Below are 20,817 nucleotides of genomic sequence, written 5' to 3' on the forward strand. Positions count from 1 at the left end.
GCCCCAGCCCCAGCCCCAGCGGTCATCCCGCCGGTAGTGCCGTCCGGTGACAACCTCGATCTGCAACCGACCCAGACCTTTGCCGAATGGCAGGCCGGTTTCCGCAAGGAAGCTCTGGCCGCCGGCATTCGTGCCGACCTGTTCGACCGCGCGTTCGCCAATGTCAGTTTCGATGCCAGCGTGATTCGCGCCGACCGCAGCCAGCCGGAATTTGCCCGGCCGGTGTGGGAATACCTGGACGGCGCCCTTTCGCCCTTGCGCGTGCGCAAAGGCCAGGCGCTGATCAGCCAGTACGCCGATATTCTGCAAAGCATCGAACAGCGTTATGGCGTCGATCGTCAGGCATTGGTGTCGGTGTGGGGGATGGAAAGCAACTTCGGCCAATTCCAGGGCAGCAAGTCGGTGATCAACTCGCTGGCGACCCTGGCCTATGAAGGCCGCCGTCCGGGCTTTGCCCATGCGCAGCTGATCGCGGCGCTGCAGATCCTGCAACAGGGCGACATCACGCCGGAGAAAATGCTCGGTTCCTGGGCCGGTGCCATGGGCCAGACCCAGTTCATCCCGACCACCTACAACACCCACGCCGTGGATTTCGACGGTGACGGTCGTCGCGACATCTGGGGCAGCCCGGCTGACGCATTGGCCTCCACCGCGCATTACCTGCAGAGCTCCGGCTGGCAGCGTGGCCAGCCGTGGGGCTTCGAAGTGCAACTGCCGAGCGGTTTCAACTACACCCTGGCCGACGGCGCAATTCGCAAGAGCGTCGCCGAATGGCGGCAACTGGGCGTGATTCTGCCAAACGGCGGCCAGGTGCCGACCGGTTCCGAGCAACTGTCCGCCGCCCTGCTGCTGCCGGCCGGTTATCGTGGCCCGGCGTTCCTGATCCTCGATAACTTCCGGGCGATCCTCAAGTACAACAATTCGTCGTCCTACGCACTGGCCGTCAGCCTGTTGTCCGAGCGCTTCAACGGTGCCGGCCTGATCAATGGCAGCTGGCCAAAAGACGATCTGCCGTTGAGCCGCACCGAACGGATCGAATTGCAAAACCTGCTCACCGCGCGCAACTATGACGCCGGTGCGGCAGACGGGATCATCGGCGCCAATACGCGTAAGGCGATCCGCAGTGCACAGCAGTCATTCGGCTGGCCGGCGGACGGTTATCCGACGCACAAGCTGCTGGAAAGCCTGCGTAACCAGTAAAAACAAAAAGACCGCCGCCTCTTCAGGCGGCGGTCTTTTTTTGTGGCTCGGTCAGCGAATCACTACGTCTTGCTCCAGCATCAACTCCTTCTTCCCTGCGTCCAGTCGAACCAGCGCCCCCAGCGGCAGCGTCAGGTTCGGATCGCAGTGCCCACTGCGCCAGCCGGACAGCACCGGAATCCGCAGCGGTTCAAAGGTCTGCTTGAGCAAGCGGTTCAAAGCCTCGATATCCACGCCAGCCACATCCCCGACCAACACGCCTCGCAACCTGGCCAATTTGCCCGCCAGACGCATCTGGGTCAGCAAGCGGTCGATCCGGTACAGCGGCTCGTTGATGTCCTCGATCAGCAGAATCACACCTTCGACGTCGATTTCGTAGGGCGTGCCCAAGGTCGCAGCGATCATCGCCAGATTGCCACCCTGCAGACGCCCGTGGGCAATGCCGGGCTCCACGGTGGTCAATGGATAAGCCGCCGGATGACTCAGCACACTGCCGGCCTTCAACTGACCGCGCAACATGGCGAAGAACGACGTCACCGTCGGCGGTTCCTTGTCCCCCAGCAGATCGGCATTCAATAACGGCCCATGAAAGGTCACGAACCCGGCGTAGCGACTGATGGCCAGGTGCAGCGCGGTGATGTCGCTGTAACCGACGAAGGGCTTGGCATGGCGGCTCAGCAAGTCGTAGTCGATCCGGTCCAGCAACCTTGGCGTGCCGTAGCCACCGCGCAGGCAAATGATTGCATCCACCTCTTCGTCAGCGAACGCCGCGTGCAGATCGTTGAGCCGTACCTCGTCGCTGCCGGCCAGATAACCCTCCTTCTCGTAGACGCCAGGGAACACTCGCAAACCATAACCCCGGGCGCGCATCCACTGAACGGCCTTTTCGGTATCCAGCGTGCCAGGGCCGGCGGGCGCAATCACGCCTATCAGTCCTTCCGACGGCAGTGCAGGCACAGGCTTGTGCGGAAAAAGGGTGTGGGTCGGTCGAACGGTCATCCATGGATCTCCCTGCGTGAAGTCATGCTCACACAGTAGTCAGGAACGGCGACAAACAGAAGAGGCTAAGCCGCGCCGCAGATTGCAGGAAAAGTCAGTAACGAGTGTAAGCCAGGCAAAAAAATGCCCGCCGGGTGATAAACCCCGGCGGGCATTTTTTATTCAGCGCTGAATCAGGAACCGAGCAGCTCGGCCTTGACCAGTTTCGCCTGCTCGTCGGCGTGGTACGAAGAACGCACCAACGGGCCGGACGCGACGTTCTTGAAGCCCATTTTGTAACCTTCCTCGGCGAACCAGGCGAAGGTGTCCGGGTGCACGAAACGCTGCACCGGCAAGTGGCTGCGGGACGGTTGCAGGTACTGGCCCAGGGTCAGCATGTCGATGTCGTGTTCGCGCATGCGCTTCATGACTTCGATGACTTCGTCGTCGGTCTCGCCCAGACCCAGCATCAGGCCGGATTTGGTCGGGATGTGCGGCATCATCTGCTTGAAGCGTTGCAGCAGGGTCAGCGACCACTGGTAGTCCGAACCCGGACGCGCAGCCTTGTACAGACGCGGTACGGTTTCCAGGTTGTGGTTGAACACATCCGGCGGCTCGGCCGCGGTGATTTCCAGGGCGATGTCCATGCGGCCACGGTAGTCCGGGACCAGAGTCTCGAGCTGCACGTTCGGCGACAGTTTGCGGATTTCGCGGATGCAGTCGGCAAAGTGCTGGGCACCGCCGTCACGCAGGTCGTCGCGGTCAACCGAGGTGATCACCACGTACTTGAGTTTCAGGTCGGCGATGGCGATGGCCAGGCTTTCCGGCTCGTTGACGTCCAGTGGCTTCGGACGACCGTGACCAACGTCGCAGAACGGACAACGACGGGTGCAGATGTCACCCATGATCATGAAGGTCGCGGTGCCACCGGAGAAGCACTCGCCCAGGTTCGGGCAGGACGCTTCTTCGCAGACGCTGTGCAGCTTGTGCTTGCGCAGCAGGCTCTTGATGCGGTCGACTTCCGGCGAAACCGGGATGCGCACGCGGATCCAGTCGGGTTTCTTCGGCAGTTCGGTGGTCGGAATGATCTTCACCGGGATGCGTGCAACCTTCTCGGCGCCGCGCAGCTTGACGCCGGCTTCAACCTTGGGACGCGGGGCCGGGCGCTCGGTCACGTCGAGCGTCGGGATCATGGTTTGCACTGCATCAGTAGTCATATCAGTCGATTCCGCCCGTCAGGGTCGTCTGCTCAGCATAGTCGAGGTGTTTGACGAGCTGCGCGCGCAGCCGGGCACTTACCTCGGCAAATTCAATCGATCCTGCGTGCTCGCTCAGCTGGGTCATCGCCAGCCCGGCATAGCCGCAGGGATTAATCCGTCGAAACGGCTCCAGGTTCATGTCCACGTTCAGGGCCAGGCCATGAAAGGAACAACCGTGGCGAATCCGCAAACCCAGAGAAGCGATCTTCGCTCCGTCGACGTAGACGCCGGGAGCATCCGGTTTGGCCACGGCGGTCACGCCGTAGCTGGCCAGCAGTTCGATCAGGCAGCGCTCCATGCGGCTGACCAGATCGCGCACGCCGAATCCGAGTCGGCGCACATCCAGCAGCAGGTACGCCACCAGCTGGCCGGGGCCATGGTAGGTCACCTGACCGCCGCGGTCGACCTGCACCACCGGAATATCCCCCGGCAGCAACAGGTGCTCGGCCTTGCCGGCCTGGCCCTGGGTGAACACCGGCGGGTGTTCAACCAGCCAGATTTCGTCCGGGGCCGTGGTGCCACGCTCGTTGGTAAAACGCTGCATGGCCTGCCAGACCGGCTCGTAAGCCATCTGGCCAAGCTCGCGAAAGCCCAACGTGCCCGGCATCACAGCACCATGTGCACGAAACCGGTAGCCCGCAGTTCGCTGTTGATGTTGTACAGCTGATCCTGGTCGGTCGCGACGATGTGCAACTGGATGGTGGTGTACTTGCCGTTGCTGCTTTGACGCTCATCGACACGCTCATCGTTGATCTTGGCGTGTTTCTTGACGATGTCGATGATCTTGTCTTTGTTGCCGACGCCCGTATCGCTGATCACCTTAACCGGATAATCAACCTGGGGAAATTCGATCTTTGGCGCCTTTACTTCGGTATCGGTCATGGCGTAACGGCCTCGTAAGCGTAAGCCCGGTAACGAACAAGGCCCCGCTCCGGATCGGAACGGGGCCATGCAGGTCAACTCAAATCAGTTGAACAAGCCGTAGAAGAATAGACGGATGCTATCCCACATGCGGCGGAAGATACCACCCTCCTCGACAGCGTCCAGAGCGATCAGGTCGGCGCTGTGCACCACCTTGTCGTCCAGTTTCACTTCGACTTTACCGATCACGTCGCCCTTGGCGATTGGCGCGGTCAGTTGCGGGTTCATGGTCATGCTGGCAGCGAGCTTCTTCAGCTGGCCTTTCGGCAGGGTCATGGTCAGGTCTTGTGCCAAGCCGGCCTTGACTTGACTGGTAGTGCCTTTCCACACCGGGGCCTGAGCCAGTTCGGTGCCCTTCTGGTAGAAGGTCTGGGTTTCGAAGAAGCGGAAACCGTAGGTCAGCAGCTTCTGGGTCTCGGCGGCGCGGGCCACTTCGCTGTTGGTGCCGAACACCACGGCGATCAGGCGCATGCCGTCACGTACGGCCGAGGACACCATGCAGTAGCCGGCTTCGTCGGTGTGACCGGTTTTCAGACCGTCGACGGTCTTGTCGCGCCACAGCAGCAGGTTGCGGTTAGGCTGTTTGATGCCGTTCCAGAAGAACTCTTTCTGCGAGTAGATCGCGTAGTGAGCCGGGTCTTCGTGGATGATCGCGCGAGCCAGGATCGCCATGTCGTGAGCCGACGAGTAGTGCTCAGGGTTCGGCAGACCGGTCGGGTTCATGAAGTGGGTATTGGTCATGCCCAGATCGGCGACGGTCTTGTTCATCAGGTCGGCGAACGCATCTTCGCTGCCGGCGATGTGTTCAGCCACCGCGACGCTGGCGTCGTTGCCGGACTGGATGATGATGCCGTGCAGCAGGTCGCTCACAGTGACTTGCGAGCCGACCTTGATGAACATCCGCGAACCGCCGGTGCGCCAGGCGTTTTCGCTGACGGTCACCGGGTCGTTTTCACCGATCTGGCCGCGACGGATTTCCAGCGTGGCAATGTACGCGGTCATCAGTTTGGTCAGGCTGGCCGGTGGCAGACGCTGGTCACCGTTGTTCTCCACCAGCACGTTGCCGCTGTTGGCATCCATGAGCACGTAGGATTTGGCGGCCAGTTGTGGTGGCGACGGCATCATCTCGGCCGCGAAGGCGGCTGGCGAGAGGAGCAGCGGGACTAGCAGACACAGGCGTTTGGCAAAGGTGGTGATGTTCATCCGTCTCTCGAAATCGCTAATGGAAACTGTCCTGGCGGACAAAATTTAATCAGATGTCTTTCAGGTTTTGCCCGAAACCTGCCTGCGCGACGATCATGCTGCGTTAAAAACAGATTCGAAATGCTCATGTAGGTCCCCTACACTCCGCTTCCTCACCTGTTTTTGCCTTGCCTGATCGCCGCTCGGCGAGCTTTCGAGCAAACCCTACGAGCATCGCGTGTTCAGTTGCTCACTCCAGTCACCCTTGCCGGGCTTTTGTTCTTCGACGAGCCAACAACCTGGTTCACCCCCCAATCGCTGGTGAACCGTCAATCAAGTCCTACGTTTACTCGGTGACCACACTTGGCGAACCCAGGTTGGCCAGGCGCACGCTGTTCTGTACCTGGGCAATTTCACCCGGCGAACCGATCGGTCCCAGGCGAACCCGGTGCAGGGTCTGCTGATTGCGCACGATCGAGCTGATGAACACCGGAGCGCTCACCATCCCGCTGAGCTTCGACCTCAGGAGCTCTGCAGCGTCCGGGTTGGCGAACGCGCCCACCTGCAGATACTGGCCAGACGCTGGTGCAGAAGCGTTTTTTTTTGCATCAAGCTGAACTGGCACGACGGCCGCGGCGTGCTGCTGCGGCGGCGGAGTCCATTGCTCGACGGTGCCGGCCGAAGCCGTGATCACCGGGGCGCTATTCTGCGCGACTTGCGGCTCGTTGAGCATCAAAGGCGCCGGACGGCCCTTGGCGGCCCACCATTGTTGCGGGTCGATGCCTTCGACCTTGACCCGCGCGGTGCCGGTTTCGGCATAACCGAGCTTCTTGGCGGCGGCATAGGACAGGTCGATGATCCGGTCCGAGTAGAACGGCCCGCGGTCATTGACCCGCAGGATCACGCTCTTGTTGTTGTCCAGGTTGGTCACCCGAACGTAACTCGGCAGCGGTAATGTCTTGTGGGCGGCACTCATGCCGTACAGGTCGTAGACCTCGCCGTTGGCGGTGTTCTGACCGTGGAACTTGGTGCCGTACCAGGACGCGGTGCCGGAGGCCACGTAGGTCTTGGATTCCTGCAGCGGGAAGTAGGTCTTGCCCAGCACGGTGTACGGGTTGGCCTTGTACGGGCCGGTGTGCAGGGTCGGCGTGGCATCCGGGATGCGCGATACGTCGACGTCCCACCACGGCGCGCCGTCCTTGTGGGCCCGGTTGATGTCCAGACCCGGCTGCGAACGAACGGCGGTGGTCGGTTTCTGGCTCGGCGAACGGCTGGTCGAACAACTGGCGACCAGCACCGCCAACGCAGCGAAAGCCACCAGCTTCAGGGGTTTATTGATAGGCAATGCCCGCATTACTTGACGCCCCGTGCTTGTACCAGCTGTTCAGACAGTTGATGTACGGCCATGGCGTACATCACGCTGCGGTTATAACGCGTGATCGCGTAGAAATTCTTCAGGCCCATCCAGTATTCCGGGCCATTGTCGCCTTCGAGGCGGAATGCGGTGACCGGCATGTCATCGCGCAGCGCATCATGACTCGACCAGCCCAGCGCTCGCAACTCCCCGACGGTTTTCGTCGGCTCGATGCCGGTGGTCAGGCCTTCATCCACCTGCTCTCCCCGTACATCCGCGCGACTGACCACCGGCTCGCCGGCGACCCAGCCGTGACGCTTGAAATAGCTGGCGACGCTGCCGATCGCATCATCCGGGTTGTTCCAGATATTGATGTGGCCGTCGCCGTCGAAATCCACCGCGTAGGCGCGGAAACTGCTCGGCATGAACTGCGGCAAGCCCATCGCCCCGGCGTAGGAACCCTTGAGGGTCAGCGGGTCGACCTGCTCTTCGCGCGCCAGCAGCAGGAACTCACGCAGCTCCTTGCGGAAAAATTCGGCACGGGGAGGATAGTCGAAACCCAGCGTGGACAAGGCATCGATCACCCGGTAATTGCCGGTATTACGTCCGAAAAAGGTCTCAACGCCGATGATCGACACGATCACCTGGGCCGGAACGCCGTATTCCTGCTCGGCGCGGGCCAGAGTCGCCTCGTGCTGACGCCAGAAGTCCACACCGCGGGCGATGCGCGCGTCGGTGATGAACATCGGACGGTATTCTTTCCACTGCTTGACCCGTTCGGCGGGTTTGGAAATGGCGTCGAGAATCGCCTGCTTGCGCTGGGCCTCGCGGAACACGGCCATCAGCTGTTCGCCGGCGAAACCGTAGTCGCGGGTCATTTCACCGACGAATTCGGCCACCTGGGGCGAGCCTTCGTAATCGCCGGCCAACGCTTCCTGCGCGCTGCCAAGGATGCCTACCAGGCCGAGCCACGGTGCGTATCGTGTCGCCCAGTCACGCATTACTTGCATTGAACTCTTCACCTTATTCAAACCTGTGCGATCCACTTGCGATGGGTATGGATCGACATCAAAACCCCAAACGCTGACAGCAGCGTCACCAGCGAAGTTCCGCCGTAGCTAATGAACGGCAACGGCACCCCCACCACCGGCAACAGGCCACTGACCATACCGATGTTGACGAAAACGTAAACAAAAAACGTCATGGTCAGAGCGCCGGCCAGCAATTTGCCGAACAGCGTCTGGGCCTGGGCGGTAATCACCAGACCACGGCCAATCAGCAACAGATAGATCAGCAACAGTGCGCAGATGCCCACCAGCCCGAACTCTTCGCCGAGCACGGCGATAATGAAGTCGGTGTGGCTTTCCGGCAGGAAGTCCAGATGCGACTGGGTGCCCAGCAGCCAGCCCTTGCCGAATACCCCGCCGGAACCGATGGCGGCTTTCGACTGGATGATGTTCCAGCCAGTGCCGAGCGGATCGCTTTCCGGGTCGAGGAACGTCAGGATCCGCTGTTTCTGGTAGTCGTGCATGATGAAGAACCACATCGCGACCGACACCGGAATCGCCGCCGCCAGTACGCTGAGAATCCAGCGCCAGCGCAACCCGCCCATAAACAGTACGAAGGCGCCGCCGGCCAGAATCAGCAGCGAAGTGCCCAGATCCGGCTGACGCACGATCAGGGCGAACGGCACGCCGATCAACAGCAGACTGATGCCGACATGCTTGAGCTGTGGCGGCAGCGTGCGTTTGGACAAATACCAGGCGATGGTCGCCGGCATCAGGATCTTCATGAATTCCGAGGGCTGGAAGCGGATCACCCCGGGAATATTGATCCAGCGGGTCGCGCCCATGGCGTTGTGGCCCATGATGTCCACCACCAGCAGCAGCACCACCCCGATCACGTAGCCCAGCGGCACCCAGCGCGCCATGAACCTTGGTTCGAACTGGGCGATGACGATCATCGACACCAGACCGATGCCGAACGACGTGGCCTGTTTGGCCAGCAGATCCCAGCTCTTGCCGCTGGCCGAATACAGCACGAACAGGCTGCCGGCCGCGAGAATCAACAGAAGCACCAGCAACGGGCCGTCGATATGCAAACGTTGCAACAGCGTCGCCCGGCGACGCATCACATCCTCGCTGGAAAGCATGCGATCGAAATTATTCATCACGGGCCGTAGCCTCCGCACTGATAGGGCTGGCGTATTCGGCCTTCAACCGTCCGTCCTGATCCAGCAGCCAGGCATCCATGACCTGCCGCACCACCGGCGCCGCGACGCCGGAACCGGACTCACCGTTCTCGACCATCACCGACACCACGATTTTCGGGTCATCCGCCGGCGCGAAACCGACGAACAGGGCGTGGTCGCGGTGGCGCTCCTGAACCTTGGAGCGGTCGTACTTCTCACCTTGCTTGATCGCCACGACCTGCGCCGTACCGGACTTGCCGGCGATCCGGTATTGCGCGCCGATGGCCGCTTTACGCGCCGTACCCCGTGCACCGTGCATCACCTGTTGCATGCCATGGTTGACCTTGGTCCAGTCCGAGGGATCGCGCAGGATGATGTCCGGCATCGGATTCTCATCCACCGGTTTCACGCCCTCGAGAGATTTGGCCAGGTGCGGGCGATTCCACACACCCTTGTTGGCCACCAGCGCAGTCGCCTGGGCCAGTTGCAGCGGGGTCGATTGCATGTAGCCCTGGCCGATCCCGAGAATCAGGGTTTCACCGGGGAACCACGCCTGACGCCGGGTCGCGCGTTTCCACTCGCGGGACGGCATCAGGCCTGGGGATTCTTCGAACATGTCCAGCGAGACCTTCTGGCCAATGCCGAACTTGTTCATGTAGGCCGACAACCGGTCGATGCCCAGCTTGTGTGCCAGGTCATAGAAGTAGGTGTCGTTGGACCGCATGATCGCCGTGTCGAGGTCGACGAAGCCGTCCCCGGTGCGGTTCCAGTTGCGGTACTTGTGATCGTAGTTGGGCAGCATGTAGTAACCGGGGTCGAACACCCGGCTCGACGCCGTCACCACGCCCGCATCGAGACCGGCAATCGCCACCGCCGGCTTGATCGTCGAGCCCGGCGGGTACAGACCGCGCAGCACGCGGTTGAACAGCGGTCGGTCGATCGAATCACGCAGCTCGGCGTACGCCTTGAAGCTGATGCCGGTGACGAACAGGTTCGGGTCGAAACTCGGCTGGCTGACCATCGCCAGCACTTCGCCGGTTTTCGGATCGAGCGCCACCACCGCACCACGCCGGCCACCCAGCGCAGCCTCGGCGGCTTCCTGCAACTTGATGTCGAGGCTCAGGACAATGTCCTTGCCCGGCACCGGATCGGTACGCTTGAGCACGCGCAGGACGCGGCCACGGGCGTTGGTCTCGACCTCTTCGTAACCCACCTGACCGTGCAGCTCGGCTTCATAGAAGCGCTCGATGCCGGTCTTGCCGATGTGGTGGGTGCCGCTGTAGTTGACCGGATCGAGGGTCTTCAGCTCTTTCTCGTTGATCCGCCCCATGTAACCCACCGAGTGCGCGAAATGCGCGCCCTGCGGGTAATGACGCACCAGTTGCGCGACCACCTCAACACCCGGCAGGCGGAACTGGTTCACCGCGATCCGGGCGATCTGCTCTTCGCTCAGCTCGAACAGGATCGGCACCGGCTCGAACGGCCGGCGGCCCTGACGCATGCGTTTCTCGAAGATCACCCGGTCTTCCGGCGTCAGCTGCAAGACCTCGACGATCACGTCGAGCACCTGCTGCCAGTCGCCGGAGCGCTCGCGGGTCATGCTCAGGCTGAAGCTCGGACGGTTGTCCGCCACCACCACGCCGTTGCGGTCGAAAATCAGGCCACGGGTCGGCGGGATCGGCTGCACATGCACCCGGTTGTTTTCCGACAGGGTCGAGTGATATTCGTACTGAATCACCTGCAGGTAGTACAGGCGCGCAATCAGCACGCAGATCAGCGCCACCACCGCAATTGCGCCGAACACGACGCGACCACGCACCAGACGGGCGTCTTTTTCGTGGTCCTTGATGCGGATCGGCTGAGACATGAGGGCGGATTACTTGTGGTAAGGGTGGCCGGACAGCACGGTCCAGGCACGATACAACTGCTCGCCGATGAGGATGCGCACCAGCGGGTGCGGCAGCGTCAGCGGCGACAACGACCAGCGCTGATCCGCGCGGGCACAGACTTCCGGCGCCAGTCCTTCCGGGCCACCGACCATGAAGTTGACCGTGCGCGAGTCCAGGCGCCAGCGATCGAGTTCGACCGCCAGTTGCTCGGTGCTCCACGGTTTGCCATGAACTTCGAGAGTGACGATCCGCTCGTTCGGCCCGACCTTGGCCAGCATGGCTTCGCCTTCCTGACGGATGAAGCGGGCCACGTCGGCGTTCTTGCCACGGGTATTGAGCGGAATTTCCACCAGTTCCAGCGCCAGCTCGGACGGAAGACGCTTGGCATATTCATGCCAGCCTTCCTCCACCCACTTGGGCATGCGTGAACCGACGGCGATCAGTCGCAGTCGCACAGCAATCCCTTACAGCTGGTCTTTGTTGAGCTTGGTGAAATGCTCGTGGGTGTTTTCCGGGCTGTGGTGCTTGGCGTCCGCCGCACGGCTTTGCTCGGCACCGGCCCACAGGCGCTCCAGGTCGTAGAACTGACGTGCCGAGGCGGTCATCATGTGCACGATCACCAGGTCCAGGTCCAGCAGCACCCAGTCGCTGTCGCCCTTGCCTTCTTCGCCCAGCGGCTTGGCGCCGTTCTTTTTGACCTCTTCGCGAACCTTGTCCAGCATCGCGTTGATCTGGCGGTTGGAAGTACCGGTGGCGATGATCATGTAGTCGGTGATGCTCTGCTTGTCGCGCACATCAATGATCTGGATGTCCTGGGCCTTGACGTCTTCCAGGGCTGCAACGGCCACCTTGACCAGCTCGTCGCCCTTCAGCGGTTCATTGGTGTTGACCGGCTCTGGCAGCGGGGCGCTCTTGAATGTGCCTTTGCGCTTTACTTTGGTTTGGTCTTTGTCAGTCATATAAAACTCGTTTTGCTCATATTTTCGGCGGCTTGGCGACACGTGGATTCGTATCAGTGAAGCACGCCTTGTTCAGTTCGACGCACGGTACAGACCGTGCGCATCGATGTAGGCCAGGACCGCGTCGGGCACCAGGAAACGTACCGACTTACCGCTGGCCAGCAGTTGACGGATCTGGGTGGCGGAAACCGCGAGCGGTGTCTGCCAGACGAATGCAATCTGTCCGCTCGGCCCCTTCAGGGCCAGCGGGTCGCTCACCGAACGCGCTGCCAGCAGGTTGCGCAAGGCATCCGGCGGTTCGCTGTCGGCGTCCGGGCGCTGTAGCACCAGGATGTGGCAATGCTGGAGCAACTCTTCCCAGCGGTGCCAAGTGGGCAGGCCGCAAAATGCGTCCCAGCCCAGAAGCAGAAAAACCTGGGTCTCGGCGGCCATTTCGGCGCGCAGCGACTCCAGGGTATCGATGGTCCAGGACGGTTTGTCCCGCTGCAATTCGCGGGCGTCCACCACCAGCGGCGGCACACCGGCCACCGCACATTCAACCATTGCCAGCCGGTCCTGCGCCGACACCTGCGGTGTATCGCGGTGCGGCGGCCGGGCGCTGGGCATCATGCGCAGCTCATCGAGCTCCAGCGCTTCGGCCACTTCCAGCGCGCCGCGCAAATGGCCGACGTGCACCGGGTCGAACGTCCCGCCCAGTACGCCAATGCGCCGGGGACGGGATTTCTTGCCGGGTTTCGGCGCTTTCAGGTCGAGGTCGGACAAGTCAGACCGTCGCCTGGCCGCGCAACTGGCCATCACCGACCACGATGTACTTCTCGCAGGTCAGCCCTTCGAGGCCCACCGGGCCACGGGCGTGCAGCTTATCAGTAGAAATGCCGATCTCGGCACCCAATCCGTATTCGAATCCGTCGGCGAAGCAGGTCGGGGTGTTGATCATCACCGACGCCGAGTCGACCTGAGCCACGAACTGGCGGGTGTCGGCGAGGTTTTCGCTGACGATCGAGTCGGTGTGATGGGAGCCGAAATGGTTGATGTGCTCGATGGCCTGATCCAGACCATCCACCACGCGGATCGACAGAATCGGCGCCAGGTACTCGGTGCTCCAGTCTTCTTCGGTCGCCGCTACGGCCTCGATGATCGCCCGGGTGCGTTCGCAACCACGCAGTTCGACGCCTTTTTCGCGGAACTGCTTCGCCATCGACGGCAGGAAATCCTTCGCAACACTTTGATCGACCAGCAAGGTCTCCATCGCACCGCAGATGCCATAGCGATAGGTCTTGGCATTGAAGGCGATGCGCTGAGCTTTCGGCAGGTCGGCGTGTTCGCTGACATAAACGTGGCAGATGCCGTCCAGATGCTTGATCACCGGCACCCGGGCATCACGGCTGATGCGCTCGATCAGGCCCCGACCACCGCGCGGCACGATCACGTCGACGTACTCCGGCATGGTGATCAGCGCGCCGACTGCGGCGCGGTCGGTGGTTTCCACCACTTGCACCACGGCAGCCGGCAGTTCGGCTTCGGCCAGACCGCGCTGAATGCAGGCGGCAATCGCGCGGTTGGAATGAATCGCTTCGGAACCGCCGCGCAGGATGGTCGCGTTGCCGGACTTCAGGCACAGGCTCGCGGCATCGATGGTCACGTTGGGACGGGATTCGTAGATGATCCCGATCACGCCCAGCGGTACGCGCATCTTGCCGACCTGAATGCCCGACGGACGGAAGCTCATGTCGCGGATCGCACCGACCGGATCCGGCAGCGCTGCGACCTGGCGCAGGCCGACGATCATGCCATCGATGCGCGCCGGGGTCAGTTCCAGACGCTCCAGCAGTGCCGGCTCCAGACCGTTGGCGCGACCGGCGGCCAGATCCTGTTCATTGGCTGCCGCAAGCTCGGCGCGGGCGGCGTCCAGGGCATTGGCGGCAGCCAGCAGGGCGCGGTTTTTCTGCGCGGTACTGGCACGACCGATGACGCGGGAGGCTTCGCGGGCGGCGCGACCCAATCGGGTCATGTAGTCAAGAACGGACTCAGTCATGGTCTGCTGGGGTCTTGGCAAAGAGGAAAGCGGCAGATTATAGCTGTCGCGTCCCGGGACTAACAGCGGTGACGGGCGGATGGTCGAAATGGACGGTGATTTGCCGACGTTCAGCCGGGATTAAGCCGCGAATTGTTATCATCACGACCTCCTCCGCCTGGATAAACCCTGTTTGCCATGTCCAACCTGACCGTTCGCGCCACCTCCGCGCGCCAGCCTGTCGGCCTTGCGGACGCCTTTTTCGACCGCGACGCCCAGACACTGGCCCGTGATCTGCTCGGCAAAGTCATCCGCCACCGCGTCGGCGATTTGTGGCTCAGCGCCCGAATCATCGAAACCGAAGCGTATTACTGCGAAGAAAAAGGCAGCCACGCGTCCCTCGGCTACACAGAAAAGCGTAAGGCTTTGTTTCTGGACGGCGGCCACATCTATATGTACTACGCCCGTGGCGGCGATTCGCTGAACTTCAGCGCACAGGGTCCGGGCAATGCGGTGCTGATCAAATCGGCCTATCCGTGGGTCGACGAGATCAGCGGCCCGGCCAGTCTGGCGCAGATGCTGTTGAACAACCCCGACGCCCAAGGCCGACCGCGCCCGTCGCAGAAACTCTGTGCAGGGCAGACGCTGCTGTGCAAGGCGCTGGGGCTGAAAGTGCCGGTGTGGGATGCCAAGCGCTTCGACCACGAAATTCTGCTGGTGGAAGACACCGGCCCTGCGCCAACTCATGTGATTCAGACCACCCGCCTGGGCATTCCCCATGGCCGTGACGAACACTTGATGTATCGCTTTGTCGATGCCGCCTATGCCCAGTGGTGCACGCGGAACCCGCTGCGCAGGGGTCAGGTCGAAGGTCGCGATTATTTTCTGCTGTGAATGCACACCCTTCGGCTCGCCGATCAGGGACATCAATGAAATGGAGTGGTTTGTATGGGCCCATGGCTCGATAGCGTGACCGGGTGGCTGGCCGCCAATCCGCAGTGGCTGGCCGCTGCAGTGTTTGTCGTGGCCTGCGTGGAATGCCTGGCGATTGCCGGTTTGATCGTGCCCGGCACGGTGCTGCTGTTTGCCGTGGCGGTGCTGGCCGGCAGCGGCGCCCTGTCGCTGAGTGAAACCCTGTTGCTGGGTTTCCTCGGCGGGATTCTCGGCGATGTGATTTCGTATTTCCTCGGCCGCCACTTCCACCAGAACATCCGGCGTCTGCCGGGGTTGCGCCATCACCCGGAATGGATGGCCGGCGCGGAAACCTACTTCCAGCGTTATGGCATCGCCAGCCTGCTGGTCGGACGCTTCATCGGCCCGTTGCGGCCGATGCTGCCGATGGTCGCCGGGATGTGCGACATGCCCTTCCCGCGCTTCGCCGCCGTGAGTCTGCTGGCAGCGGCCGGCTGGAGCCTCGCGTACCTGCTGCCGGGCTGGGCCACCGGGGCGGCGATTCGACTGCCGTTGCCGGAGGGTTTCTGGCTGCAGGCCGGGATCGTCGCCGGCAGCATTGCGGTGATGGTCGGCCTGAGCGCCAACAGCAGCCTGCGCCGCCATCGCCGGGCGACGATCTGGATCAGCAGCATGAGCCTGCTGATCCTGATCGGCCTGTTCATCGGTTACCCGTACCTGACCGCCCTCGATCAGGGCGTCATGACCCTGGTGCAGGAACACCGCCGCCCGGCACTGGATGAGGTGGCAGTGGTCTTCACCCTGATCGGTGAGTTCCGCAACATGCTGCTGTTCAGTGCCCTGCTGACTGCGCTGCTGTTGCTGTGCCGTCAGTGGCGCCACGCGATCTTCGTGGGCGGCACGCTGCTCGTCACGGCCCTGGCCAACACCGGCACCAAAATGTTTTTCGCCCGGGTGCGCCCGGAAGTGCTGACCGATCCGCTCACCAGTTACAGCATGCCCAGCGGTCATGCGTCGGGATCGTTCGCGCTGTTCCTGACCTTGGCCGTACTCGCCGGACGCGGGCAACCGCCGAGGCTGCGACTGACCTGGTTGCTGATCGGCTGCATTCCGGCACTGGCGATTGCCTTGTCGCGAGTGTATCTGGGCGCACACTGGCCGACGGATGTGCTGGCCGGCGCCATGCTCGCCGCGTGCGTGTGCGCCGCCGGGCTCTGGCTCAGCCAGCGGCAATCACCGCTCGGCGCCATGCCGCAGAGAGTCTGGTGGCTGGTGTTGCCAGCGCTGATCGCCCTGTTCGGTTTCTTCGTGCTGCGACACTTGCCGCATACCCTGCTGCGCTACTCGTACTAGGCGACGGCAGACAGCAGCGAAGGATTGGTCCTCAAGACGAACGATACCGACGAAGGGTTGTAGGCATTGTGCCCGGTGTCGTTCGGATTCTTGTCCAGGAAGTAGGTGAGCCCTTCCTTTGTCTCATGCTGAAACAGGCGCATCTTCTTCTCTACGCTGAAAAGCGCCACAGAAACCGGATTGGACGGCAGGTCACCAAACGACTTGAGCTTTCCGGCATACGTTTCCAGCTCAAAGTAACTGCCGCCACTTTTCGCGGCCAGAAGATGCCTTGTACTTTGATCAAGTCGCAGCTGCCAATTAAAGTAACGACCGGCCGTTTTGACATTAAGGGCATATCGTCCCTGATAATCCGGAACAAACTCCAATAACAGCGGCTCGGCATCATCATGATCCGCAAGCGTCACGATTGGCGAACTGATTTCATCATTCAGGGAAATCTCCGCATTCAACCTCTGCCCAGTGGTGATTCGCGGTTGCTTCAAACGCTGCTCCATGACTTGATAATTGAGCACCAGCGGAAGTCCATCCGCGAACAGTTGCCCCGTGAAGGTAATATTATTGGCATCAGACATGTGCAGATTCTCTTCTTGTTAAGAACGGACTGAACAACAGACAGGATTTCATTTATCGGCAGCCTGGGCCGGCTCGTTCTTCACACGTTTGCGCTTGCGGCGCTCAAGCACCATGGAATCCGCGTAGTAACCGGCAGCCTTCAGGACAATCTCGGTATTCAGATCAACGCCCGCATGTTTGAAAATATACTTTCCGGCAATATCATCCCAGAACGCCCACTCATCTTCATAAATTGTCATACCGTTCTCCTTGTTCATGAAGCCCGCTTCCTGCGAGTCGGATTCAACGCTAAATCAAAAACACCCGACAGACCACTTCAAAGGCAATACAAAAAACAACAATACAATCGGCAAAACAATAACAACTGAACACAACCACCCGCCATGCCAAAGTCTTTCGACACTTCACAAGCGAGCATTGATTTTGGCCAAACCTTTTAACATCAATCCTGAAACTATTCTTACAGCCCCCATAACAATTTCCGACATTAACATTCCATCAAATTCAACGACGGCCGAAACCGATACAACGCCCGGCAAAGTTCCCGACCTGAATCACCTGGACAAACTGTTCGGGCCCATGCGATTTGGCGAACTGACCGTGAGCCGCCAGACACTTCAGGCGCTGGGTGCCCGGGTCAACGGCGAGGCCATTACAGCGGCCAACACGTACTTCCCCGAGCCCGATCAGGCCTTTATCGATGGGCTGCAATTCGATCCCGCCCAGGTTGAGCAGCGGATCAAGTCAGTCGATGGTCAGGAGCACCAACATGTACCGGAATTACTCTACGAAATCGTCACTCTGCGCTCCCCCGAAGCAGCACCGCTTCTGCGCGAAATATCCGCCAGTGATGCTGAGCATCCCCTGCAGAAAATCGGCAAACTGCTGACCGCCACTCAACAGCTGGATATCCACAGAAGCCCGCTGCCCGAACACCTGCCGGGCTGGGTAGACAAGGCTAAAAGTCGCGGCATGACCAGTATGGGCGCCGGGCTGCAGGCCTACGGTTTGTACAGCGCCTACATGGGCGCCATCGACGGCCTCAAGAAAGGTCAGATGGGCGAATTGCTGATCAATGCGGGGGGTGCTCTCGCCGAGATCACTTCACTGGGCCTCGAATACGCGCTGAACAAGACCGGCGAACAGATGATCCGTCAGGGATCCATGGCCCTCGAACAATTCGGCAAGACCACCATGGGCAAATGGCTGAGCCGGGGCGCGGGTCTGATCGCCAGCGTGCTGACGCTGCCCTTCGACATCTACACCGCCATCAAATCCTTCAACGATGCCGCCAAGGCCCAAGGCAAGGAAGCTCAGGATCTGTACGTCACCGGCGGCTTGAGCGTGTTCAGCGGCGCATTGTCCATTGCCCTTGGCTGCGCAGCCCTGATGGGTTTTCAGGCGGCGGGCCCGGTGGGGATTGCAGCGGCGGCGATCATGATTGTCGGTGCCCGAATCTACGGTGCCGCGCGCATGGTCGACGACATCGACGATTACATCGAGCTGACCGTGCACGAACGCTGGCGTGCCGGCTGGTTCGCGTTCACCGGACAAAGCCAGGACAAGGCGCTGATGGATCGCTACCTGGTTGCAAAGACCACGGGCGATTATGCCAAAGCCTTGAAAACCCGCAGCCTTGGCTGGCTCGACAATGAATTCAAGGAAAGTGTCGACGTGATCGTCAATGGCCGTTTCGAGGTTACGTTGCAGCCGACTCGCCTCTATCGTTTCCAATGGGATGAAAGCAAAGGCGAAACGCCCTATACCAGCGAAAACCGCCCTGTCATCAGCGATACGGATGACACCTACGACGCCAGGAAGGGATTACCCGACTCGGACGCTGTCATCGCCAGTGCGAAAAGCGCCCCGGCGAAAGGGGTCTTCTGGAACCTGGGCGGCGGCCACGACACGGTTCAAGGCGTCGAGGACAAGCCGAATTTCTTCAGCTATGCCAGCGGCCGCAAAACCCTGGACGGTGGCAACAAGGATGACTCCTTTCTGTTTCAGTCGGCATCAGACGCGCTGTCTGACGACCCGACCACCGTCAGTGAGCTGTCCGGCGGTGACGGCACCGATCTGCTCTGGCTGCAAGGCAAACACAAAAACCAAGACCCTGTTGCCAACCCGCCGCGCCATATCGGTTTTGATGTCGACCTTAAAAGCGGCAGGCTGGCAGTGCGCCCTGTGGACCCGTCGCGTGAGCCGGTGCTGCATTCAACCTTCAGGTCCATCGAAAAGGTCGAGACACTGGCCGGCGCGCTCAACCGCGTGACCGGTTCCGATCGCGCCGACACCATTGCCGCCAATGGCGATGACCGCGTCGATGCCGGGGCCGGCGATGACCGCATCTCTGTCCGTGGACTTCATGGCACGGTCGATGGCGGCAGCGGTAGCGATACCTATGAAATTGCCCCTGACTGTCTCAAGGTCTCCCTCCACGAAGATGGCCAGGAGCCGAGCAAGGTCTATCTGGGCGTGACACTCGAAGCCATCCAGCGCTGGTACGTACGCAATGACGCGCTGGTCATTGAATCCCTGCGCGACGACGACATCCGGTCGCCAAGGCGGGAACTGGTGCTGGAGGCGGTGTACCGGACGGTCGATGGCAAACGCACCCTGCGCAACGACAAATGGACATTCATTACACAGGACGGCTACCACTTGCAGCCGGCGTGGCCTGCCGATACCCCGGACCTGGCCGACCTGACCGTGAAAGTTACCGTTCTGACCGTCGGCACGACGAAAACCTCGCCGGTGCCGGTCAACGATCATCCCTTCAGGATCTCGAACAAACCGCACTCGTATTACTTCATCTCGCGCCAGATCCGTCACGCAATCCTGATGGCAACACCACACGAAAATCCGACCCGAAGCACTCTGTACGTCGACCGCGACAGCACGGAGATCGATGAAGTCCGGGCGATTTATACCGTTACAAAAACACGGCCAAATGCATTCACGCAGCTCAGCTACACGGACATTCACCACACCCTCACGTTCCACGAAGGTGGTGGCCTGCTCTCGTTGCACGGTGCTGCAAGAGAAACTCCGGGCAAGAAACGCGACATGGGAGCCGGAATCCTGGCCTCTGGCTGGCAGATGATTCATCCGATGACGCTGGTCATGCGAGACGGGATTTCCTATCACCTCGACTTTCCACGTCCCGCGTATCTAAACGACGCAAGGAACCCGGGTTATACGGTTGTGCAAAGCCGCACCGCGCTGCGCGAGCGAGCCGGTCGGTATATGTTCGTCCGACCCTCTGTGGAGAAACGCACGTTGAAGGCAACCCCGCAGCGGGTCGACTTTCAGGCAGCCGAGCACAACGCGACCTACTGGCTGGAGGGACGATCGTCCAGCTATGAACTGTTTCCCGCCAGCGCAACGTCCATCCGGCTGTCCACCGCAGACGCAGATGCCCAGATCTCGGGTTCTTCCACCTGGCTCATTCACACACAACATCTGGAGGAGCAGATCAGCCACCGCGACCTCGCCATCAAAGACAACCTGCTCAGAATCGGCAGCATCCGGATTCAACTGCCGGATAGCAACGATCCGCTGCTGCCACTGGAAACCATTGAAGTCGTGGTCTCCTCGGGAAACCGTTATCGGATCAATGCACTGTTCGAGGTGATCGGTCTGTGCGCCATCGATGCCCGAGCCTACCCATCGGTTCAGGCCATCGCCCAGGACGTTCATGAGCATCAACGGCGTGAAGAGCTTGAGTCCGACGAAGTGTCGGTTCACCACATTCGCCTGAGCGAAACCGCTGCCGGCAAGATCTCCTACAACGTTGCCACCAACGTCTGGAGCAGCGAAACCACTGCGTTCCGCTCGATATCTGCCGAGCACCTGATCATCATCAAGGAATGACACCATGCGACCAAAAACACCCTCGCCGCCAGGTTTTTCCAAAGGTAATACGGCCGCTGACTCGCTCGCTGAACTCACACGATTGCGACCGCAAGCTCCAGACCCGCAGCTACCGCATTCGTTGCCAGACCAGACGGCCGCGCATCAACGAAACCC

At 61.1% G+C, this 20,817-nt stretch carries 19 protein-coding genes; 4 read left to right on the plus strand and 15 right to left on the minus strand.

Going from position 1 to position 20,817, the window contains the following annotated elements:
- Window positions 1–1,200, plus strand: a 1,200-nt coding sequence (locus K5E37_RS21720) for a lytic murein transglycosylase (RefSeq protein WP_221535115.1), incomplete at its 5' end; no start/stop codon positions are given.
- A gap of 51 nt (window positions 1,201–1,251) precedes the next feature.
- Here the strand turns inward: K5E37_RS21720 and K5E37_RS21725 are convergent.
- The 13 genes from K5E37_RS21725 to K5E37_RS21785 form a co-directional block, all read right to left on the minus strand.
- Complete coding sequence (locus K5E37_RS21725) at window positions 1,252–2,199, minus strand: LD-carboxypeptidase (RefSeq protein WP_221535116.1); 948 nt, start codon at window positions 2,197–2,199, stop codon at window positions 1,252–1,254.
- A gap of 173 nt (window positions 2,200–2,372) precedes the next feature.
- Entirely contained in the window at window positions 2,373–3,371 is a 999-nt protein-coding gene (lipA, locus tag K5E37_RS21730) for a lipoyl synthase (protein ID WP_162130488.1), read from the minus strand.
- 25 nt (window positions 3,372–3,396) lie between these two features.
- The gene (lipB, locus tag K5E37_RS21735) at window positions 3,397–4,044 is read right to left on the minus strand and encodes a lipoyl(octanoyl) transferase LipB (RefSeq protein WP_039771855.1); all 648 of its coding nucleotides are present in this window, start codon (window positions 4,042–4,044) and stop codon (window positions 3,397–3,399) included.
- Entirely contained in the window at window positions 4,044–4,319 is a 276-nt protein-coding gene (locus K5E37_RS21740; protein WP_007958664.1) for a DUF493 domain-containing protein, read from the minus strand. The genes lipB and K5E37_RS21740 overlap by 1 nt, the downstream gene beginning before the upstream one ends.
- Before the next feature lie 84 nt (window positions 4,320–4,403).
- Window positions 4,404–5,561, minus strand: coding sequence for a D-alanyl-D-alanine carboxypeptidase family protein (locus K5E37_RS21745; protein ID WP_011336095.1), 1,158 nt, complete (start codon window positions 5,559–5,561; stop codon window positions 4,404–4,406).
- Between the two features lie 325 nt (window positions 5,562–5,886).
- On the minus strand, window positions 5,887–6,894 hold the full coding sequence (locus tag K5E37_RS21750) for a septal ring lytic transglycosylase RlpA family protein (RefSeq protein WP_221535117.1): 1,008 nt from the start codon (window positions 6,892–6,894) through the stop codon (window positions 5,887–5,889).
- On the minus strand, window positions 6,894–7,904 hold the full coding sequence (gene mltB, locus K5E37_RS21755) for a lytic murein transglycosylase B (protein WP_007958658.1): 1,011 nt from the start codon (window positions 7,902–7,904) through the stop codon (window positions 6,894–6,896). Before mltB ends, K5E37_RS21750 begins: the two co-directional genes overlap by 1 nt.
- A 17-nt stretch (window positions 7,905–7,921) precedes the next feature.
- Window positions 7,922–9,025, minus strand: a complete 1,104-nt coding sequence (rodA, locus tag K5E37_RS21760) for a rod shape-determining protein RodA (RefSeq protein ID WP_052026248.1) — start codon at window positions 9,023–9,025, stop codon at window positions 7,922–7,924.
- A 31-nt stretch (window positions 9,026–9,056) separates the two neighbouring features.
- Window positions 9,057–10,952, minus strand: coding sequence for a penicillin-binding protein 2 (gene mrdA, locus K5E37_RS21765; protein ID WP_007958656.1), 1,896 nt, complete (start codon window positions 10,950–10,952; stop codon window positions 9,057–9,059).
- Between the two features lie 9 nt (window positions 10,953–10,961).
- Entirely contained in the window at window positions 10,962–11,429 is a 468-nt protein-coding gene (rlmH, locus tag K5E37_RS21770) for a 23S rRNA (pseudouridine(1915)-N(3))-methyltransferase RlmH (RefSeq protein WP_003185785.1), read from the minus strand.
- A 9-nt stretch (window positions 11,430–11,438) separates the two neighbouring features.
- A complete protein-coding gene (rsfS, locus tag K5E37_RS21775; protein WP_007958654.1) occupies window positions 11,439–11,933 on the minus strand; it encodes a ribosome silencing factor in 495 nt (164 codons plus the stop codon).
- A gap of 72 nt (window positions 11,934–12,005) precedes the next feature.
- Window positions 12,006–12,728: a nicotinate-nucleotide adenylyltransferase gene (nadD, locus tag K5E37_RS21780; RefSeq protein ID WP_085608763.1), complete on the minus strand. Its 723-nt coding sequence runs from the start codon at window positions 12,726–12,728 to the stop codon at window positions 12,006–12,008.
- Window positions 12,697–13,968 carry a glutamate-5-semialdehyde dehydrogenase gene (locus K5E37_RS21785; RefSeq protein WP_007958650.1) on the minus strand — a complete coding sequence of 424 codons (1,272 nt, stop codon included), beginning with the start codon at window positions 13,966–13,968 and terminating at the stop codon, window positions 12,697–12,699. Before K5E37_RS21785 ends, nadD begins: the two co-directional genes overlap by 32 nt.
- A gap of 177 nt (window positions 13,969–14,145) precedes the next feature.
- Here K5E37_RS21785 and K5E37_RS21790 point away from each other — a divergent pair, with 177 nt between their 5' ends.
- Window positions 14,146–14,841, plus strand: a complete 696-nt coding sequence (locus K5E37_RS21790) for a DNA-3-methyladenine glycosylase (protein ID WP_007958648.1) — start codon at window positions 14,146–14,148, stop codon at window positions 14,839–14,841.
- 54 nt (window positions 14,842–14,895) lie between these two features.
- Window positions 14,896–16,212: a bifunctional DedA family/phosphatase PAP2 family protein gene (locus K5E37_RS21795; RefSeq protein WP_221535118.1), complete on the plus strand. Its 1,317-nt coding sequence runs from the start codon at window positions 14,896–14,898 to the stop codon at window positions 16,210–16,212.
- Here the strand turns inward: K5E37_RS21795 and K5E37_RS21800 are convergent.
- Together K5E37_RS21800 and K5E37_RS21805 are read right to left on the minus strand one after the other, a co-directional pair.
- Entirely contained in the window at window positions 16,209–16,787 is a 579-nt protein-coding gene (locus K5E37_RS21800) for a hypothetical protein (protein ID WP_085747648.1), read from the minus strand. The two genes, K5E37_RS21795 and K5E37_RS21800, sit on opposite strands and share 4 nt — an antisense overlap.
- Window positions 16,788–16,835: 48 nt before the next feature.
- Window positions 16,836–17,045 (minus strand): hypothetical protein, encoded by a 210-nt coding sequence (locus K5E37_RS21805; RefSeq protein ID WP_260404402.1) that lies wholly within the window; start codon window positions 17,043–17,045, stop codon window positions 16,836–16,838.
- A 166-nt stretch (window positions 17,046–17,211) separates the two neighbouring features.
- Between K5E37_RS21805 and K5E37_RS21810 the strand changes: the two genes are divergently transcribed.
- Window positions 17,212–20,661, plus strand: coding sequence for a calcium-binding protein (locus K5E37_RS21810; RefSeq protein WP_260404403.1), 3,450 nt, complete (start codon window positions 17,212–17,214; stop codon window positions 20,659–20,661).
- Window positions 20,662–20,817 lie beyond the last annotated feature (156 nt).

This window comes from Pseudomonas sp. RIT778 (assembly GCF_019718735.1).
Classification (GTDB): Bacteria; Pseudomonadota; Gammaproteobacteria; order Pseudomonadales; family Pseudomonadaceae; genus Aquipseudomonas; species Aquipseudomonas aphyarum.

Bases quoted from the DNA above. Each gene is read 5' to 3' on its own strand.
- nadD (WP_085608763.1), bottom strand. From the start codon at position 12,728: ATGGCCAGTTGCGCGGCCAGGCGACGGTCTGACTTGTCCGACCTCGAC.
- K5E37_RS21800 (WP_085747648.1), bottom strand. From the start codon at position 16,787: ATGTCTGATGCCAATAATATTACCTTCACGGGGCAACTGTTCGCGGAT.
- rodA (WP_052026248.1), bottom strand. From the start codon at position 9,025: ATGCGTCGCCGGGCGACGCTGTTGCAACGTTTGCATATCGACGGCCCG.
- lipA (WP_162130488.1), bottom strand. From the start codon at position 3,371: ATGATCCCGACGCTCGACGTGACCGAGCGCCCGGCCCCGCGTCCCAAG.
- K5E37_RS21745 (WP_011336095.1), bottom strand. From the start codon at position 5,561: ATGAACATCACCACCTTTGCCAAACGCCTGTGTCTGCTAGTCCCGCTG.
- K5E37_RS21805 (WP_260404402.1), bottom strand. From the start codon at position 17,045: ATGAACAAGGAGAACGGTATGACAATTTATGAAGATGAGTGGGCGTTC.
- K5E37_RS21740 (WP_007958664.1), bottom strand. From the start codon at position 4,319: ATGACCGATACCGAAGTAAAGGCGCCAAAGATCGAATTTCCCCAGGTT.
- mltB (WP_007958658.1), bottom strand. From the start codon at position 7,904: ATGCAAGTAATGCGTGACTGGGCGACACGATACGCACCGTGGCTCGGC.
- K5E37_RS21725 (WP_221535116.1), bottom strand. From the start codon at position 2,199: ATGACCGTTCGACCGACCCACACCCTTTTTCCGCACAAGCCTGTGCCT.
- K5E37_RS21790 (WP_007958648.1), top strand. From the start codon at position 14,146: ATGTCCAACCTGACCGTTCGCGCCACCTCCGCGCGCCAGCCTGTCGGC.
- K5E37_RS21750 (WP_221535117.1), bottom strand. From the start codon at position 6,894: ATGCGGGCATTGCCTATCAATAAACCCCTGAAGCTGGTGGCTTTCGCT.
- K5E37_RS21795 (WP_221535118.1), top strand. From the start codon at position 14,896: ATGGGCCCATGGCTCGATAGCGTGACCGGGTGGCTGGCCGCCAATCCG.
- rsfS (WP_007958654.1), bottom strand. From the start codon at position 11,933: ATGACTGACAAAGACCAAACCAAAGTAAAGCGCAAAGGCACATTCAAG.
- K5E37_RS21785 (WP_007958650.1), bottom strand. From the start codon at position 13,968: ATGACTGAGTCCGTTCTTGACTACATGACCCGATTGGGTCGCGCCGCC.
- lipB (WP_039771855.1), bottom strand. From the start codon at position 4,044: ATGCCGGGCACGTTGGGCTTTCGCGAGCTTGGCCAGATGGCTTACGAG.
- mrdA (WP_007958656.1), bottom strand. From the start codon at position 10,952: ATGTCTCAGCCGATCCGCATCAAGGACCACGAAAAAGACGCCCGTCTG.